17 protein-coding genes are annotated in these 15,219 nt (G+C 68.2%); 6 read left to right on the forward strand and 11 right to left on the reverse strand.

What is annotated here, in order from left to right:
• Positions 1-7 precede the first annotated feature (7 nt).
• Positions 8-754 (forward strand): helix-turn-helix transcriptional regulator, encoded by a 747-nt coding sequence (locus Q0Q36_RS09020; protein ID WP_293797473.1) that lies wholly within the window; start codon positions 8-10, stop codon positions 752-754.
• Here Q0Q36_RS09020 and Q0Q36_RS09025 read toward each other — a convergent pair.
• The 3 genes from Q0Q36_RS09025 to purD form a co-directional block, all read right to left on the reverse strand.
• The gene (locus tag Q0Q36_RS09025) at positions 714-1,583 is read right to left on the reverse strand and encodes a patatin-like phospholipase family protein (RefSeq protein WP_293797475.1); all 870 of its coding nucleotides are present in this window, start codon (positions 1,581-1,583) and stop codon (positions 714-716) included. The genes Q0Q36_RS09020 and Q0Q36_RS09025 overlap by 41 nt on opposite strands.
• A 21-nt stretch (positions 1,584-1,604) precedes the next feature.
• Positions 1,605-2,519, reverse strand: a complete 915-nt coding sequence (locus Q0Q36_RS09030) for an alpha/beta hydrolase (RefSeq protein ID WP_293797477.1) — start codon at positions 2,517-2,519, stop codon at positions 1,605-1,607.
• A gap of 127 nt (positions 2,520-2,646) precedes the next feature.
• On the reverse strand, positions 2,647-3,924 hold the full coding sequence (purD, locus tag Q0Q36_RS09035) for a phosphoribosylamine--glycine ligase (RefSeq protein WP_293797479.1): 1,278 nt from the start codon (positions 3,922-3,924) through the stop codon (positions 2,647-2,649).
• Between the two features lie 91 nt (positions 3,925-4,015).
• Between purD and xseA the strand changes: the two genes are divergently transcribed.
• Positions 4,016-5,611, forward strand: a complete 1,596-nt coding sequence (xseA, locus tag Q0Q36_RS09040) for an exodeoxyribonuclease VII large subunit (protein ID WP_293797480.1) — start codon at positions 4,016-4,018, stop codon at positions 5,609-5,611.
• 102 nt (positions 5,612-5,713) lie between these two features.
• Here xseA and Q0Q36_RS09045 read toward each other — a convergent pair whose 3' ends face one another.
• Positions 5,714-6,526: a dienelactone hydrolase family protein gene (locus Q0Q36_RS09045; protein ID WP_293797481.1), complete on the reverse strand. Its 813-nt coding sequence runs from the start codon at positions 6,524-6,526 to the stop codon at positions 5,714-5,716.
• Positions 6,527-6,636: 110 nt separating this feature from the next.
• Here Q0Q36_RS09045 and Q0Q36_RS09050 point away from each other — a divergent pair, with 110 nt between their 5' ends.
• A complete protein-coding gene (locus Q0Q36_RS09050) occupies positions 6,637-6,858 on the forward strand; it encodes a DUF2093 domain-containing protein (RefSeq protein ID WP_061964934.1) in 222 nt (73 codons plus the stop codon).
• Positions 6,859-6,871: 13 nt separating this feature from the next.
• Here the strand turns inward: Q0Q36_RS09050 and lpxK are convergent, their stop codons facing one another.
• The 5 genes from lpxK to Q0Q36_RS09075 all read right to left on the reverse strand — a co-directional run bounded on the left by lpxK (position 6,872) and on the right by Q0Q36_RS09075 (position 11,119).
• Entirely contained in the window at positions 6,872-7,876 is a 1,005-nt protein-coding gene (gene lpxK / locus Q0Q36_RS09055; RefSeq protein ID WP_293797484.1) for a tetraacyldisaccharide 4'-kinase, read from the reverse strand.
• Positions 7,876-9,180: a 3-deoxy-D-manno-octulosonic acid transferase gene (locus tag Q0Q36_RS09060; RefSeq protein ID WP_293797485.1), complete on the reverse strand. Its 1,305-nt coding sequence runs from the start codon at positions 9,178-9,180 to the stop codon at positions 7,876-7,878. Before Q0Q36_RS09060 ends, lpxK begins: the two co-directional genes overlap by 1 nt.
• Positions 9,177-9,917, reverse strand: a complete 741-nt coding sequence (locus tag Q0Q36_RS09065) for a lysophospholipid acyltransferase family protein (RefSeq protein WP_293797488.1) — start codon at positions 9,915-9,917, stop codon at positions 9,177-9,179. The genes Q0Q36_RS09060 and Q0Q36_RS09065 overlap by 4 nt, the downstream gene beginning before the upstream one ends.
• A gap of 42 nt (positions 9,918-9,959) precedes the next feature.
• Positions 9,960-10,202 carry a DUF4170 domain-containing protein gene (locus tag Q0Q36_RS09070; RefSeq protein WP_293797490.1) on the reverse strand — a complete coding sequence of 81 codons (243 nt, stop codon included), beginning with the start codon at positions 10,200-10,202 and terminating at the stop codon, positions 9,960-9,962.
• A gap of 89 nt (positions 10,203-10,291) precedes the next feature.
• Positions 10,292-11,119 carry a 3'(2'),5'-bisphosphate nucleotidase CysQ gene (locus Q0Q36_RS09075; protein WP_293797493.1) on the reverse strand — a complete coding sequence of 276 codons (828 nt, stop codon included), beginning with the start codon at positions 11,117-11,119 and terminating at the stop codon, positions 10,292-10,294.
• Positions 11,120-11,368: 249 nt separating this feature from the next.
• Between Q0Q36_RS09075 and Q0Q36_RS09080 the strand changes: the two genes are divergently transcribed.
• Complete coding sequence (locus Q0Q36_RS09080) at positions 11,369-11,890, forward strand: DUF6101 family protein (protein ID WP_293797494.1); 522 nt, start codon at positions 11,369-11,371, stop codon at positions 11,888-11,890.
• A 4-nt stretch (positions 11,891-11,894) separates the two neighbouring features.
• Here the strand turns inward: Q0Q36_RS09080 and ubiA are convergent, their stop codons facing one another.
• Together ubiA and Q0Q36_RS09090 are read right to left on the reverse strand one after the other, a co-directional pair.
• Positions 11,895-12,860 (reverse strand): 4-hydroxybenzoate octaprenyltransferase, encoded by a 966-nt coding sequence (gene ubiA, locus Q0Q36_RS09085; RefSeq protein ID WP_293797495.1) that lies wholly within the window; start codon positions 12,858-12,860, stop codon positions 11,895-11,897.
• A gap of 15 nt (positions 12,861-12,875) precedes the next feature.
• Positions 12,876-13,346 carry a hypothetical protein gene (locus Q0Q36_RS09090; protein ID WP_293797497.1) on the reverse strand — a complete coding sequence of 157 codons (471 nt, stop codon included), beginning with the start codon at positions 13,344-13,346 and terminating at the stop codon, positions 12,876-12,878.
• Positions 13,347-13,552: 206 nt separating this feature from the next.
• Here Q0Q36_RS09090 and Q0Q36_RS09095 point away from each other — a divergent pair, with 206 nt between their 5' ends.
• Together Q0Q36_RS09095 and Q0Q36_RS09100 are read left to right on the forward strand one after the other, a co-directional pair.
• Complete coding sequence (locus Q0Q36_RS09095; protein ID WP_293797499.1) at positions 13,553-14,299, forward strand: 16S rRNA (uracil(1498)-N(3))-methyltransferase; 747 nt, start codon at positions 13,553-13,555, stop codon at positions 14,297-14,299.
• Positions 14,300-14,467: 168 nt separating this feature from the next.
• Positions 14,468-15,219 (forward strand): glutamate-cysteine ligase family protein (locus tag Q0Q36_RS09100; RefSeq protein WP_293797500.1); only part of this gene is annotated, 752 nt, incomplete at its 3' end.

Here is a 15,219-nt window from a genome sequence, read left to right on the forward strand (position 1 = left end):
TGTCGGCATGAGCACGCAAGGTCCCTATCTCGCGGAGATCGCCCATCTGATGGGGGATCCGGCCCGCGCCAACATGCTGCACGCGCTGATGGATGGCCGCGCGCTGACGGCCAAGGAACTCGCCTGGATCGCCGGCGTCGCGCCGCAGACGGCGAGCGGCCACCTCGCCAAGCTGATGCAGGGCAACCTGATCGATGTCGCCGTGCAAGGGCGCCACCGCTATTACCGGCTGGCCGGGCCGGAGGTCGCGACCGCGCTCGAAGGCCTGATGGTGCTGGCTAATCTTGAGGGCACCAGCCGGCGCCTGCCGTCCCGCGTCGGCGCGGAACTGAGCCAGGCCCGCACCTGCTACGACCATTTCGCCGGCCGGCTCGGTATCGGCATCCACGACGCCTTGATGGCCGGTGGCCATCTTGCTGCGAGCGAGGGCGGCTATGCGCTGACTGCCTCGGGCAAGGCGATCTTCGGGGCGCTGGGCCTCGATCCCGACGCTACCGCCAGGAGCCGCCGTGCCGCCTTGCGGCCCTGTCTCGACTGGAGCGAGCGCCGGCCACATCTGGCGGGCCATCTCGCGGCGTCGCTCGCCTGCCGCTGCTTCGAAATGGATTGGGTGCGCCGCCGCAAGGACAGCCGCGCCGTGATCCTGACCGAGGAGGGGCGAGGGATGCTGGAAGCCGCGCTCCCCGGCTTCCGCTGCGATACGCCGGAGCCGGTCAGTCCTGCTGTTCGAGAGCGCGCTCCAGCGCTCGCTTGACCTCGTCCTTGATCGGCTCGGCTGCTGCGAGGATCGCCTTGGCCTTGAAGAAGTCGAGCCCGCCGATGCCGTCGGCGCCGGCCCGGATCAGGATGTCCGGCGGCTCCTGCTCGATCAGGCGCTGGACCAGTGTCCGCGTCAGGATCTGCGAGGCACCGACCAGCGCCTCCATCGCGCCGGGAATGCGCGCCTCGCCAGGCTCGGTCATCGGCGCGCTGACATCGACCGCGAGGACGATGCGGCCCGGCGCCAGCCAATCCCGATAGGGCAGGGGATCGATCGCGCCGCCATCGATCAGCACGCGCCCGCCGAGTGCGACCGGGCGCACAAGGCCGGGAATGGCGAGCGAGGCAGCGACGGCCGGCGTCAGCGGTCCATCATGCAGCGCGACCGCGACGTGGCGGTGGTAGTCCGCGGCAACCGCTGTGAACGGGATCGCCAGCTCCTCGAACCGGTCTGGCACGGCTTCCGGCCAGAACAGGTCGAGTAGCCTTTCGCCGTCGATCAGCACGGGATTGCCGAGCCCGCGCACGAGATCGGCGAGCTTGCCGACGCGGCAATCGAGCAAGCGTGCGATCACCCGCGCCCGGTCGCGAAATATTGCCAGCACATGCTCACGTAGCTCCCGGCCGGAGAGCCCGGCGGCATAGGCCGCAGCAATGATAGCGCCGATCGAGCAGCCGGAGATGCGCGTGGGCTTCAGCCCAAGCTCGTCGAAAGCCTCCAGAACGGCGATGTGGCTTAAACCGCGCGCTCCGCCCGCGCCGAGCACGAGCGCGATTTCGGGCGCGCTGGTTTGGTCGGATTTGGCGGTGCGGGAACCCGGCATGCCTTTGGTCTCGTTTCTGGCTCAGGCCACAGCCCGAGCCAGAAACGGCTTCAGCGCGGCGAGCGTCGCCTGCGGGTTCTCTTCCGGGAGGAAGTGGCCGCTGTCGATCGCTTGCCCTTCGGCTTGCGGTGCGAAGGTCTCGCGCCAAATCTCGAGCGGGCTTGCGCCCTTGGCCGGAATGCCGGCCTCGCCCCAGAGCACCAACGTCGGGCAGAGGATGCGCTTGTTCGCGGCGAGATCGGCCTTGTCGTACTCGATATCGGTGGTGGCACCGGCGCGATAATCCTCGCAGGCCGCATGGGTGCGCGAGGGATCGCTGAAGGATTCCGCATAGGACTGCATCGCAAGCGGGTCGAACAGGTCGAGAGTCTTCGCCAGGCTCCAGCTTGCGATGGTGCGGTCGAGCCAGCCGACCGGGTCGGCCTTGAGCAGGTTTTCCGGGGTCGGCTCGGGCTGTGCCAGAAAGGTCCAGTGATAGACCTGCATGGCGCGGGCGGCGTTCATGCCCTCCCACATCGAGACGGTCGGCAGAATGTCGAGCAGGACGAGCCGCTCGACGCGGCCGGGATGGTCGAGTGCAAGGCGATAGGCGACGCGCGCACCGCGATCATGGCCGATCACGCCGAAGCGGATATGGCCGAGCGCCTGCATCACCGCGACGATATCCTCGCCCATGCCGCGCTTGGTGTAGGTCTCTTGGCCGCCATCGCCATGCGGTGCCGCCGACCAGCCATAGCCGCGGAGGTCAGGGCAGACGACGGTGTGCGTCTTGGCCAGTTCCGGCGCCAGCCGGTGCCATTCGGCATGGGTCTGCGGGAAGCCGTGGATCAGCACCAGCGGCGGGCCTTCGCCGCCGACGCGCGCGAAGATCTTGCCGACCGGTCCGTCGATCCAGTGCGCCTTGAAGCCGGGGAAGAGACTGTCGATGTTCGCCATGCGCGGCAGCATAGGCATCGACCCGAAAAGTGGGAACCGGTTTTCGGCTGAAGTCGATGCGAGAGAAATCACAACACCGAACGAATATTGCATTCGGTTGGTGTTGTGCCCCGCGCCGACGATCCTGTCAGCCTTGCTCGCGCTTCACCGCCTGCCAGCCGATATCGCGGCGGCAGAAGCCCCCGGGCCAGTCGATCTTGTCGACCGCCTCATAGGCGCGCGCCTGTGCCTCGCCGACGCTCTTGCCGAGTGCGACGACATTGAGCACGCGCCCGCCATTAGCCACGAGATCGCCGTTCGAGAGCTTCGTGCCGGCATGGAAGACGAGCACTTCATCCAGTGCCTCCGCCTTCTCGACGCCCTGGATGACGCTGCCGGTCTCCGGCTTGGCGGGATAGCCCTTCGCTGCGAGCACGACGGTCAGAGCTGCCTCGTCGCGCCAGCGCAGGTCGACCCGGTCGAGCACGCCGTCGCAGGCGGCAAGCAGAGCCGGCACGATGTCGCTCTTGAGGCGCGGCATCAGCACTTCGCATTCGGGATCGCCGAAGCGGGTGTTGTATTCGATCAGCTTCGGCCCCTGCGCCGTGATCATCAATCCGGCGAAGAGCACGCCCTGGAACGGTGTGCCGCGCTTGGCCATGCCGGCGAGCGTCGGCCGGATGATCTCGGCCATGACGCGCTCGGTCAGCGTGGGCGTCATCACGGGGGCTGGCGAATAGGCGCCCATGCCGCCGGTATTCGGGCCGGTATCGCCGTCGCCGACGCGCTTGTGGTCCTGCGCCGAGGCGAGCGCCAGCGCATGCGTGCCGTCGCAGAGCGCGAAGAAGCTGGCTTCCTCGCCGACCATCCATTCCTCGACCACGACTTCGGCCCCGGCGGCGCCGAAGCTACCCGAGAACATCATGTCGATGGCCTCGTTCGCCTCGTCCAGCGTCTGCGCCATGATCACGCCCTTGCCGGCGGCGAGCCCGTCGGCCTTGATCACGATCGGCGCGCCTTGGCTCGCCACATAGGCCTTGGCGGAAGCGGCATCACTGAAGCGGCCGAAGCCGGCTGTCGGGATGCCGAACTCGGCGCAGAGTTCCTTGGTGAAGCCCTTCGAGCCCTCAAGCTGGGCCGCCGCCTTCGACGGTCCGAACACCTTGATCCCTGCCGCCCGGAGATCGTCGGCGATGCCGGCGACGAGCGGCCCCTCCGGCCCGACGACGACGAGGTGGATGCCCTGCAGCCGGCAGAACGCCACGACCGCGGCATGGTCGGCGATATCGACCACGACATTCTCGCCGCAATGGGCCGTGCCGGGATTGCCCGGCGCGATGAACAGTGTGTCGCAGAGCGGCGAGGCCGAAATCGCCCAGGCGAGCGCATGCTCGCGGCCGCCCGAACCGATCAGAAGAATTTTCATTGCGCTCTCCGCTCCGTCACGGGCGCAATAGCGGCACAGCGCCCGGCGGGCAACGCTTCTGCTGTATCGTCCGGCCGGCTATGGTCCGCCGATGACCAGCGAATCGCAGCAGTCGACCGGCAATGCGCCCGAGTGGAGCGTCTCTGACCTTTCCGGCGCGCTGAAGCGCACGATCGAGGATAATTTCGGCTTCGTGCGCGTGCGCGGCGAGATTTCCGGCTATCGCGGCCCGGTCGCCTCCGGCCATGTCTATTTCTCGCTGAAGGACACCAACGCCAAGATCGACGCGGTGATCTGGAAGGGCGTCTTCGGTCGCCTGAAGACGCGTCCGCAGGAAGGGCTGGAGGTCGTCGCGACCGGCAAGATCACCACCTTCGCGGGCAAGTCGAGCTACCAGATCGTCATCGATTCGCTGGAGCTGGCCGGGGCCGGCGCGCTGATGGCGCTGCTGGAGGAGCGCCGCAAGCGTCTCGCAGCCGAGGGGCTCTTCGCCGAGGAACGCAAGCAGCTCATCCCCTATCTGCCCTCGGTCATCGGTGTCGTGACCTCGCCGACCGGCGCTGTCATCCGCGACATCCTGCATCGCCTTGAGGACCGCTTTCCCCGTCATGTCCTCGTCTGGCCGGTGCGTGTGCAGGGCGAGACCAGCGCGGCCGAGGTCGCCAACGCCATAGCAGGCTTCAACGCCTTGCCTCAGGGCGGGCGCATCCCGCGGCCGGACGTCATCATCGTTGCGCGCGGCGGCGGCTCGCTCGAAGATCTGATGAGCTTCAACGAGGAGATCGTGGTCCGTGCCGCAGCGGCCTCGGAGATACCGCTGGTCTCCGCCGTCGGCCACGAGACCGACTGGACCTTGATCGATCACGCCGCCGACCTGCGCGCGCCAACGCCGACCGGCGCGGCCGAGAAGGTCGTGCCGGTGCGCGCGGAACTGATGGGCTTCGTCGCCGATCTCGCGCGTCGCCATGCCGGTGCGATGCTTCGCCTCTCGGACCGGCGCCGTAGCGATCTGCGCGCTCTCGCCCGCGCCTTGCCGGGACCGGAGGCGGTGCTCTCCGGCCCGCGTCAGCGGCTCGATCTTGCGGCGACGCGGCTGGCGCCTGCTCTGGCTCGTAATGCGCGTGCCCATGAGCAGGCCTTGCAGGCTCTCTCGCGTCGGCTGGACGCCCGTTCGCCGCGACTCGCGCTTGTTCGTCTACGCACGCAGCTCGACGGTTTCGGGCGCGCGCTCGCAGCCGCCAGAGGCAATGCCGTTGCCGGCGAGCGCACCCGGATCGCCAATGCCCGCGACCGCCTCGCGACGCTGGAGACGCGGGCGCGCAATGCCTTCGGCCAGAGCCTGGTCCTGCGCCGGGAGCGCGGTACGGTACTGGCCGAGCGTGCCGAGCGCGCCTTCGGTCAGGCGCTGCATCGCCGCGCCGACCGGCTCGCCTCGCTCTGGGCATTGATCCGCTCGCTCGGGCCGGAGGCCGTACTCTCCCGCGGTTATGCCCTGATCCGCGACGAGGCCGGCGCTCTGGTGCGCAGCGTCGAGGCGGCTCAGCCGGGTAGGGCGCTCTCGGTCCAGCTCGCCGATGGCAGCTTCGGCGTCACGGTCTCGGGCGGCGAGGCTGGCGGGGCGAAAACGCCTGCGCCGCGTCCCGTCCGCAAGACGCCGACGCCGGGAACGCAGGGCGATCTGTTCTGAAGGTTCACAGCATCGGACCGAAAAGTGAAATCCACTTTTCGGTCCGATGCGATAACAAATAGATCGATCACCGTTATCGCGTCCTATCGGACGCGCGGTGATCTAGGGTGCGGTCAGGAAGGCCTTGATCCGTTTCAGCGCGTCCTCGCGCGCTGCCATATTGGTGCCGACCGTGACCTTGCCGGTGCCGCTGGCAGAATATGCGATGTTGTCGCGCTCCTTCACCTCCAAGCGCGGATGGTCGAAATCATGCAGTGCGCCGGGATAGAGCACGAGCCCGACCTGCTCGCCGCGTGCCTGCGCGGCCTTGGCGAGGTGGCTGCAGGGGGCTGCCGGCGTCCAATCGTCCGCCTCGCCCATCAGGATCAACAGCGGAATGCGGGCGGAGAAGCTCGGCGATTCGGATTGGCTGCGGCAGGCGGGATAGAAGGCAGCAGCGCGCTTGAAATCCGGCTTGCCGTCGGTCGGGGCCTGTTCCTTGCGGATCGCGGTCAGCACGGTCAGGCCGCCGCTCGACCAGCCGAGCAGGGAGATTGAATCGCGCTTGATATTGTTGCGCTGCTGCAGCCAGATCCGCGCCGCCACAGCATCGGCGACGCGCTCGCGCCCGGCCCGCACGGTCAGGTCCTTCACGCCGCATTGCGAGCCGAGCCCGCGCGAGCCATAGCTGTCCGGCATCAGCACTGCGAAGCCGGCGCCGGCGAGCCGCTCTCCCCAATCGGCATGTCGCATCGAAAGTTGGCCTTGCTCGCGCCACAAGCCCCCGCAACCATGCAGGGCGATCACGGCCGGGAAAGGCCCTTGGCCGGCCGGCAGATAGAAGACGCCGGTCAGCGGTCCCTGCTCGCTGGGAATGACGACACGCTCGTAGCCGCCAGCATGGGCGGCTGGCGCTGCGAGCAGCGCAAGGCTCATCAGAAACGCCACGAGGCGCTGAAGACTGGACATCGCCGACCAGAAGGTTATCACAAACCTCGGACTATCCCGGCTTTCCGTTTCCCGATCAATGATTTGATGCAATTTTGATGAATATCAGCGAGCGCCTTCCGCCTCATGGCCCTGAAGCCGTCGTCGATTACGGCCCCGGGGAGTTCCGCGTCGTCAAGCCCGGTGCCTTCGTGCGCTGCGCGGTGACCGGTGCGCCGATCCGCCTCGACGATCTCCGCTACTGGTCGATCGAATGGCAGGAGGCCTATGCCTCGTCGGAAGCCGCGCTGCTGAGGCTACGCCGGGCCGGCCGCGCCTGACGGAAGGCCGCTCTCAGCCGGCGTTGGTGAGGGCTGAAAGCAGCCGGTTGATCGCGGCAGGCTCCGTGAAGACCAGCGACACCGGCACCACGACCAGAGACCCGCGTGCATCCTCGGGCCAGAGCGGCGCGAGCTTGGTCCAGTCCTTCTCCGTCGTCACGACCAGCGCCCCATGCTCGCGTGCTGCTGCGAGTGCAGCGGCGACATTATCCTGCCCATAGGCGTGGTGATCGCCATGAGCCTGTTCGGCGATGACGGCTGCTCCAATGCCGCGCAGTGTCTCCTTGAACTTCTCCGGGCGGCCGATTCCTGACAGCGCCACGACCTTCTGTCCGCGCAACTGTGCGGCGGCGGCGTCCGCAGGCTTCAGGATGGCTGTAAGAACGGGCTTCTTCAGCGCCCTGGCAACGGCGGCAACGCGTTCGCCCGCATCTCCCCGGCCGATCAAGACGATGGCGTCAACTTCCCCCATCTGATCGACGAGCGGCGCGCGCAAGGGGCCGGCCGGCAGGCACAGCCCGTTGCCGGCGCCGCTTGAGCCGTCGACCACCGCGAGCTTGAGCTGCTTAAGCAGCGACGGGTTCTGCAGCCCGTCATCCATCACGACGACACTGGCGCCGAGGCCGCGCGCGAGCCTTGCGCCGGCCACCCGGTCACGGGCGATGACGGTGCGGGCATGGCGCGCCATCAAGAGCGGCTCGTCGCCGACATCGGCGGCGCGATGCCGGTCGGGATCGACCTCGACGGGGCCAGCGAGCCGGCCGCCATAGCCGCGCATCAGCACGAAGGGCTTCTCGCCCCGTTCCGCGAGCAGGCGGGTGATTGCGATCGCCGTCGGTGTCTTGCCGGCGCCACCGGCGATGAAATTGCCGACGCAGATCACCGGCAGGCCGGCATCGGTTCCAGGCTGGCGCATCCGCCGCAAGGTGATCCGGCCATAGAGGAAGCCGAGCGGCTGGAGCAGCCGGGCGAGCAGCGTGGGTGTCTCCCGCCACCAGAAGCGCGGGGCGCGTGGCATCAGGACGCGCTGTCGCGTTGGCCGATCGCGACCCGCATCAGCAGGGGCTCGATGGCGTGCAACGTGCGGTGCAGCGCGCCGCCGAGCTCGGCCGCGGTCTGTGCGGCGGCGCGCGCCGCCTGCCGGGCTTCGGCCGGGTTGTTCAGCCAGCGATGGACCGCGCCGGCCAGCGCCTGCGCATCGGCGACCTCGCGCGAGCCGCCGTCGCGATCGAACGCGGCGAAGATCTCGGTGGCGTTATGGACATGCGGCCCGTGCAGGAGGGCGCAGCCGAGTTTGGCCGGCTCGATCGGGTTGTGCCCGCCGATCCCCTCGACCAGCGAGCCGCCGAGGAAGGCGACCTGCGACAGACGGTAGAACAACCCGAGCTCGTTGACGGTATCGGCGATGTAGAGGTCCACGGCCCGGTCCGGGCTTCCCCCCGCCGCCCGGCGCGAGACCGGGACGTCGTTTGCCTCCACCAGCGCCTCGATCTCCGGGCCGCGCTGCGGGTGGCGTGGCGCGATGATGGTGAGCAGCTTCGGCAGATAGGGCTTGATCGCGAGATGGGCGGCGAGCACCAACTCGTCCTCGCCCGGATGCGTGCTTGCGGCGATCCAGACCGGGCGGCCGGTCGTCTGACCGTCGAGGATCGCGAGCGTATCGGAATCGGCGGGCGGGGCGGGCACGTCGAATTTCAGATTGCCGGCGACGCTGACGCGCGGCGCACCGAGCTGGGCCAGCCGCTCGGCATCGCCTTGCGACTGCGCGAGGCAGGCCTCGAAGCAGGAGAGCAGAAAGCGCGAGGTCTTCGGCGTCTTGTACCAGCGCGCGAAGGAGCGCTCCGACATCCGGCCGTTGACCATCACGACGGGGATATCGCGGCGCTGTGCCTCGATCAGCAGGTTCGGCCAGATTTCAGACTCGCAGATCAGGCACAGATCCGGCTGCCAGTGATCCATGAAGCGGCGCATGTAGCGCGGCACGTCGAGCGGAATATATTGGTGGATCACGCCGCCCGGCAGCCGCGCCGCCATCAGCTTGGCCGAGGTGACCGTGCCCGAGGTCACCAGCACGGCGAAGCCGCGCTTCTGCAACCTGGCGATCAGAGGCAGCAGGGTCACAGTCTCGCCGACGCTGGCGCCGTGCAGCCAGATCAGCGGCTTGTTCGGTCGTTTGATGCTGGCGTGGCCGCGCCGCTCGGCAAGGCGCTCGGGATCTTCCTTGCCGCGCCGCTTGCGCCACAGCAGGAGCCCGGCAGCTGCCGGCTCCAGCAGGGATGTCGCATAGCGATAGCTGCGGAGGATCGCGCCCTTGCCGCTCATGCCGGCGCTCCGGCGGCAGCTTGCTGCTTGTCGCGTAGGCCGGCGCCCGGGTCGCGGCTGCCGACGAGCGCATAGCCGCGGGCATGGACATCGTCGAGACTGGCCTGGAGCGCGAGGCGCGCGGCTTCCTGGGTCGCCTCATCGGCATCGCGCGCCACCAGGATCGGCTCGCCGACCACGATGGCGCAGCGCCCGAAGGGCAGACCGATCGACGCGCGGTCCCAGCTATTGAAATCGATGCGGCGGCTCGTCACCACCGCGACCGCGCGGATGGGCCGGCCTGACGCCCGCGCCAGCGAAATGATGCCGGGGCCGACGACACGGGCCCGCTTCGGCACATCTGCGGTCAGCACCATGGTATCGCCGGCTGCAAGGCGCCGGACCATGGCGAGGAAGGCGCTGGCGCCGCCCTTCTCTCGGATCTTCTTGCCGAGCGCGCCCGAGCCCCGGATCGCTCCGATGCCGAGCTCGCGCAGCGCGACCGCATTGAAACCGCCATCGCCATGGCGCGAGACCAGCGAGCAGGCCGGCATCCAGTCAGGCCTCGCGAAGGGGATCATGATGTGCTGGCCGTGCCACATCGCGAAGATGACCGGCAGTTCAGGCCGGACATGGTCGTAGATGTCGGCGGGTTCGAAGACGATCCGGTTCGTGCGCTGGACGAGGCGCAGGTAGCCGGCAAGCAGGCGGCCGAGCGTTTCCTGCGCCACGCGCGTCTTGAGGATCGAAAAACCCATGGGTCCTGTCGTCGAGTCCTGTCGTTCTAAGCTCGTCCCGGCTCAGGCCTTGGCGGTCTCGGGATCGAGCAACCGGTGAAGATGGACGATGAAATAGCGCGTCTGCGCCTGGTCGACGGTCTGCTGGGCCTTGGCCTTCCAGGCCGTGTGGGCGGTGGCGTAGTTCGGGAAGACGCCAACGATATCCAGCTTCGACAGGTCCTTGAAGGTGATGCCGTCGAGCGAGGCGAGTTCGCCGCCCAGCACGAGGTGAAGAAGCTGCTTCTGTTCCGGCTCGTTGCTCATAGAACTCTCCTGCGAGGGACGTGGCGCCCCCATAAGCCATCCCGGCGGCCCAAGCGAGCGGGCCGCGCCGGAAGCGATGAAAAAAATCGTCAGGCGGGCTGCGTCCGTCCGTCGCGCAGCCGCTCGATCGCAGCCTGCAACGGTGCTGCGAGCTTGCCGTTGCTCGCCGCAAGCATGCCATGGACCGGCACTTCGCGATTATAGATGACGGGGCGGCCCTCACCATCCGTCAGCCGTCCGCCGGCTTCGCTCAGCACGAGATCGGCGGCCGCCAGGTCCCAGTCGCGGGCATCCGGCGAGATCAGTCCGGCATCGATCGTGCCGTCGGCGATGCGCGTCAGCCGCAGCGCCAGCGACGGTATCCGGCCGACCGCCTCGAAGTTTTCGAACTGCGCGAGCGCGTCGAGCATCGGCTTGGGGCCGGCGATGCGCGCGCCAGTGAGGCTCGTTGCGGGAGAGGTCCGGATGGCCTCGCCATTGAGCGTCGCGCCGCTGCCGGCGAGCGCGCGATAGGTAGCGTTGCAGGCCGGCGCATGGACGATGCCCAGGACGGGTAGGCCCTGGTCGAGCAGCGCGACGCAGACGGCCCAGTCCGGCGAGCCCTGCATGAAGGCGCGCGTGCCGTCGATCGGGTCGACGACCCAGACATAGCGGTGCGACAGCCGCTGGGCGTCGTCGACCGTCTCTTCGGAAAGCCAGGCGGCTTCCGGCAGCAGTTCGGACAGGCGGATGCGCAGGAAGGTGTCGACGCCGATATCGGCTTCGGTGACGGGCGAGCCGCCGCTCTTCGACCAGGTCCGTGCTGCGGTCGCCGCACCGGGCCGGAACAGGTCGAGCGCGATCGTGCCGGCTTCGAGACAGCTTTCGCCGACGGTCTTCAGCAGCTCGGCCGCGATCGGTAGCGTGGTGGCGTTCATGGCTTTCCTATCGGCCGCGAAAGTCGCTGTTTCAAGCCGAAAATGCGGCCACGGATCGAAAGATTCCGTCAAGCATCCGGCCGGAAACCGGCCATTTCGGGTCGGATTGGGGCGGAATCATCTTCCTTTAACCCAACCCCTTAAGCGCTCGGACACGGCTGGCGGCCATCCTCGCAAGGCAAGCACGAGAGCCCCGGCATCGACAGAGGGCTCCGTTGCAGCAGGGATTACAGAGAGGCGTTACAACCGATGGCCAGCGTCACGCCGGCCGCCGGAGAGAGCGGTTTTGTGCCTGTTCTCTCCGGCGGTCCGACAACCACAGCGATCGTTTCCCGCAACCCGATGCCGGCCCGGCCGGTCGCTCCGGCGATTGAGCGCGTCGGTTCCGTGCGGATCCTGCGCGGTACCGCCAAATGGCGCGGCGTCGCGCTGCGTCTGGCCAATCCGGCCGGCGACGACGAACGTTTCGAGCTGGCTTTGACGGCCGGCGACGGGCGCTCCATCGTGGTCGCCTCAGTCGATCAGGAAGACGCTGTCGCGCTCTGGCGGGATTTCGGCCGGAGCAGCGGATTGCCGCTCCTGCTCGAGGCTGCCGACGGCGTGGTCAGCGAGCCCTATCCGCAGATCGGCCGGGTCGCGCTCGGCGCGGTTCGTATCCGCCGCCGCCACGGCCTGCTCAATGGCCGCCGCCCGCGCTTCCTGACCCGCCGCAAGACCGGCCGCCTCGCCGAACTGCCGGTGATCGTCAGCGGCGAGCGGATGACGGACTGATCCTCTAAAGCCAGCCGCGGCTCATCGCATCGAGCGCGAGCCCGGCTGCCAGAAGCAGGCCGGCATCGCGGTTCGACCGGAAGATCCTGAGCGCTTCGGGGGCGGTCGCGCCGTTGATGCGCGTGACTTGCCGCCCGAGATGCAGGGCGAAGGCCGCGAAGCCGAGCCAGGCGACGGGCCCACCATGGACCAGCCAGATCGCAATTCCGGTAAGGACCGCCGCCAGCGCGAAGCAGAGGGCCACCGCCTCGCGTGTGTGATCGCCGAAATAGCGCGCGCTCGACCGGATGCCGGCGATGACGTCGTCTTCCAGATCCTGCATTGCGTAGATCGTGTCGTAGCCGACCGTCCAGGCGATGGAAGCGGCGTAGATCAGGTAGGCCGGCGGATCGAGGCGGCCGAACACGGCGCTCCAGCCCATCAGCCCGCCCCAGGAAAAAGCCAGTCCGAGCACGAACTGAGGCATGTTCGTGATCCGCTTCATGAACGGATAGACCGCGACGATCGCCAGAGAGGCGATGCCGAGGATGATCGTGAAACGGTTGAATTGCAGTAGCACGACGAGGCCGGCGAGCGCCTGCGCGACCATGAACAGTGCGGCCGCCTTCGCCGTCACCTGCCCGGATGGCAGCGGCCGCCCGCGGGTGCGGGCCACCTCCGCATCGAGTTTGCGGTCGATGATGTCGTTGAATGTGCAGCCTGCCCCGCGCATCAGCACCGCGCCGACGAAGAAGAGCAGGCAATGCCAGGGATTGGGGTAGGGCTGGCCGGCTGCGATGGCGGCGAGCCCCGCTGCCCACCAGCACGGCATGAGCAGAAGCCACCAGCCGATCGGCCGCTCGATGCGGGCGAGCTTCAGGAATGGCCGGGTGGCAAGGGGCGCCCGCGTGTCGACCCAATGGCCCTTGAGCGCGTCGGGGAGAGGGGCGTCAGGCCCCGGCAGCGTCCCCGGAGGCGTTGGGCCGGGCATGGCGCCGGGCGTCGATCAGAGCGCGCCCTGCGGGACGCGCATCCCGCCGCCGGCGCCGCTGGTGATGGAATCGGCGCCGCCGAACGGGCTGCCGCCGCGCGCCTGCTGCTGTTGGGCGCGGCGCTGCATGGCTGCCTGCTGCTTCACGGCATTGCAGGCCTGCGTGCGGAAGCCGGCCACCTTCTTGTTGTCGGCCTGCATGCCTTCGATGAAGGATGCCGGAATCTGGCACCAGTCCTGATTGGCGCTGGCAAACTTGATCGCGGCGTCGCCGTTGTTGGAGAGACGGCCGAAGGTGCTGCAGGCGTCCTGCGGCGTCATCTTCTTCTTGGCCTTCTGGGCGGCGGCAAGCCGCGAGACGATCGACTGGCGCTCGGTGATCAGCTTCTGGAGCTGCTCGCAGCCCGAGGCCTGGGCGTTTGCGGGAGCAGCCGCCAGGAACGGAGCCACGGCAAGACCGAGCATCGCGATTGCACCTGAAGCCATCCAGCGCCGCATGGTTTCCTTACTCCGGATTGCCGGCCCACTTGGCCGATCGATAAATACGTCCTTAACAGCAGGCGCTGTTAACGCCAACGACCCTTGCGAGTCTATGGGTGGCCTTTTGGGAAGCGCTCGCTGCTAAATGAGGATTGTGGCGTTTTTCACGGCGCACTCGACGCTGTCATCGTTTTCTGGAGGCGCCTGCGCCCATGTCCGTCCCTGATTTCGCCCGGCACCGGCTCTTCATCGACTTGCCTTTCGCTCCGGCAGCGATTCTCCCGCTGGAGCGCGAGCAGGCCAATTATCTCCTGAACGTCCTGCGCTTGCGGGTCGACGGCACGGTGCTCGTCTTCAACGGCCGCGACGGCGAATGGCTCGCGCGCCTCGTGCCGGAAGGGCGCAAGCAGGCGAGCCTGGAACTGTTTCGCCAGACGAAGCCGCAGCCGCCGGCTTCCGACCTGCATTACCTGTTCGCTCCGCTGAAGCACGCGCGCCTGGACTATATGGTGCAAAAAGCGGTCGAGATGGGAGCGGGCCTGCTTCAGCCCGTCCTGACGCGTCGCACCCAGGTTTCGCGACTCAATCTCGATCGCCTGCGCGCCAACGCCGTCGAGGCGGCCGAGCAATGCGGCATCCTGAGCCTGCCGGCGATCGAGGCCGAGCGACCGCTCGAAGCCGCGCTTTCGGGCCTGGCACCGGAGCGGCTGCTGATCTTCTGCGACGAGGGCATGGCGGAAGCGAGCCCGGTCGCGGCATTGGCAGCGCATAGGTCCGTACCGCTCGCTGTCCTGATCGGCCCGGAAGGTGGCTTCGACGAGGCCGAGCGGATGCTGATCCGTGCGCGACCCAACACGCTGCCGATCTCGCTCGGCCCGCGCATCCTGCGGGCGGATACCGCGGCGGTCGCGGCGCTGGCTCTGGTCCAGGCGGTTCTCGGGGACTGGCCGAGAGCTTGAGCGGGGACCGGCAGGCCTGCCGCCAGCGCCGGTCGCCTTTGCGCGAATGCACGATCCCGGTCGTTGTCGAGCGCCCGGCGCTCGCCTATGTCTGTGCATCCTCTTCCGGCTTCCTCCGCGCGCTCAGTGCCGGGGGCCGGTTGTCCTGACTCATCTGCCGGAGCGCCCATGGCTCGCGACGTGTCCGATTCGACCCCGATCGGTTCCAAGGCCGAACTGATTGCGTGGATCGCCGCCGGCGAGAAACCGGTCTCGTCCTTCCGCATCGGCACCGAGCACGAGAAATTCCCGTTCTACCGAAGCGATCTCGCTCCCGTTCCCTATGAAGGTCGTGGCGGTGCCGGCGGCATCCGCGCCCTGCTCGAAGGCATGCAGCAGCGGCTCGGCTGGGAGCCGATCGTGGATGCCGGCCATATCATCGGCCTGGCTGGGCCGGATGGCGGCGGCGCAATCTCGCTGGAGCCGGGCGGGCAGTTCGAGTTGTCGGGCGCGCCGCTGGCGACGCTGCACGAGACGGAGGCCGAGTTGCAGGCCCATCTCGCCGACGTGAAGGCGGTGGCTGCCCCGCACGATATCGGCTTCGTCGCGCTGGGCGCCTCGCCGCTCTGGACCCGCGCCGAGACGCCGGTGATGCCGAAGGGCCGCTACAAGATCATGGCGAACTACATGCCGAAGGTCGGCACGATGGGCCTCGACATGATGTTCCGGACCTCGACCGTGCAGGTCAATCTCGACTTCGCCAGCGAGGCGGACATGGTCCGCAAGCTCCGGGTCTCGCTGGCGTTGCAGCCGCTCTCCACGGCCCTGTTCGCGTCCTCGCCTTTCCTTGAGCGCAAGCTCAACGGCTTCCAGTCGATGCGCTCCGAGATCTGGCGCGACACCGACAAGGCCCGTTCCGGCATGCTCGCCTTCGCCTTCGA

Origin of the sequence: uncultured Allobosea sp. (genome assembly GCF_945957345.1) — a bacterium.
Lineage (GTDB): Bacteria > Pseudomonadota > Alphaproteobacteria > Rhizobiales > Beijerinckiaceae > Allobosea.

Bases quoted from the DNA above. Each gene is read 5' to 3' on its own strand.
- Q0Q36_RS09020 (WP_293797473.1), top strand. From the start codon at position 8: ATGAGCACGCAAGGTCCCTATCTCGCGGAGATCGCCCATCTGATGGGG.
- Q0Q36_RS09025 (WP_293797475.1), bottom strand. From the start codon at position 1,583: ATGCCGGGTTCCCGCACCGCCAAATCCGACCAAACCAGCGCGCCCGAA.
- Q0Q36_RS09030 (WP_293797477.1), bottom strand. From the start codon at position 2,519: ATGGCGAACATCGACAGTCTCTTCCCCGGCTTCAAGGCGCACTGGATC.
- purD (WP_293797479.1), bottom strand. From the start codon at position 3,924: ATGAAAATTCTTCTGATCGGTTCGGGCGGCCGCGAGCATGCGCTCGCC.
- xseA (WP_293797480.1), top strand. From the start codon at position 4,016: ATGACCAGCGAATCGCAGCAGTCGACCGGCAATGCGCCCGAGTGGAGC.
- Q0Q36_RS09045 (WP_293797481.1), bottom strand. From the start codon at position 6,526: ATGAGCCTTGCGCTGCTCGCAGCGCCAGCCGCCCATGCTGGCGGCTAC.
- Q0Q36_RS09050 (WP_061964934.1), top strand. From the start codon at position 6,637: ATGAATATCAGCGAGCGCCTTCCGCCTCATGGCCCTGAAGCCGTCGTC.
- lpxK (WP_293797484.1), bottom strand. From the start codon at position 7,876: ATGCCACGCGCCCCGCGCTTCTGGTGGCGGGAGACACCCACGCTGCTC.
- Q0Q36_RS09060 (WP_293797485.1), bottom strand. From the start codon at position 9,180: ATGAGCGGCAAGGGCGCGATCCTCCGCAGCTATCGCTATGCGACATCC.
- Q0Q36_RS09065 (WP_293797488.1), bottom strand. From the start codon at position 9,917: ATGGGTTTTTCGATCCTCAAGACGCGCGTGGCGCAGGAAACGCTCGGC.
- Q0Q36_RS09070 (WP_293797490.1), bottom strand. From the start codon at position 10,202: ATGAGCAACGAGCCGGAACAGAAGCAGCTTCTTCACCTCGTGCTGGGC.
- Q0Q36_RS09075 (WP_293797493.1), bottom strand. From the start codon at position 11,119: ATGAACGCCACCACGCTACCGATCGCGGCCGAGCTGCTGAAGACCGTC.
- Q0Q36_RS09080 (WP_293797494.1), top strand. From the start codon at position 11,369: ATGGCCAGCGTCACGCCGGCCGCCGGAGAGAGCGGTTTTGTGCCTGTT.
- ubiA (WP_293797495.1), bottom strand. From the start codon at position 12,860: ATGCCCGGCCCAACGCCTCCGGGGACGCTGCCGGGGCCTGACGCCCCT.
- Q0Q36_RS09090 (WP_293797497.1), bottom strand. From the start codon at position 13,346: ATGGCTTCAGGTGCAATCGCGATGCTCGGTCTTGCCGTGGCTCCGTTC.
- Q0Q36_RS09095 (WP_293797499.1), top strand. From the start codon at position 13,553: ATGTCCGTCCCTGATTTCGCCCGGCACCGGCTCTTCATCGACTTGCCT.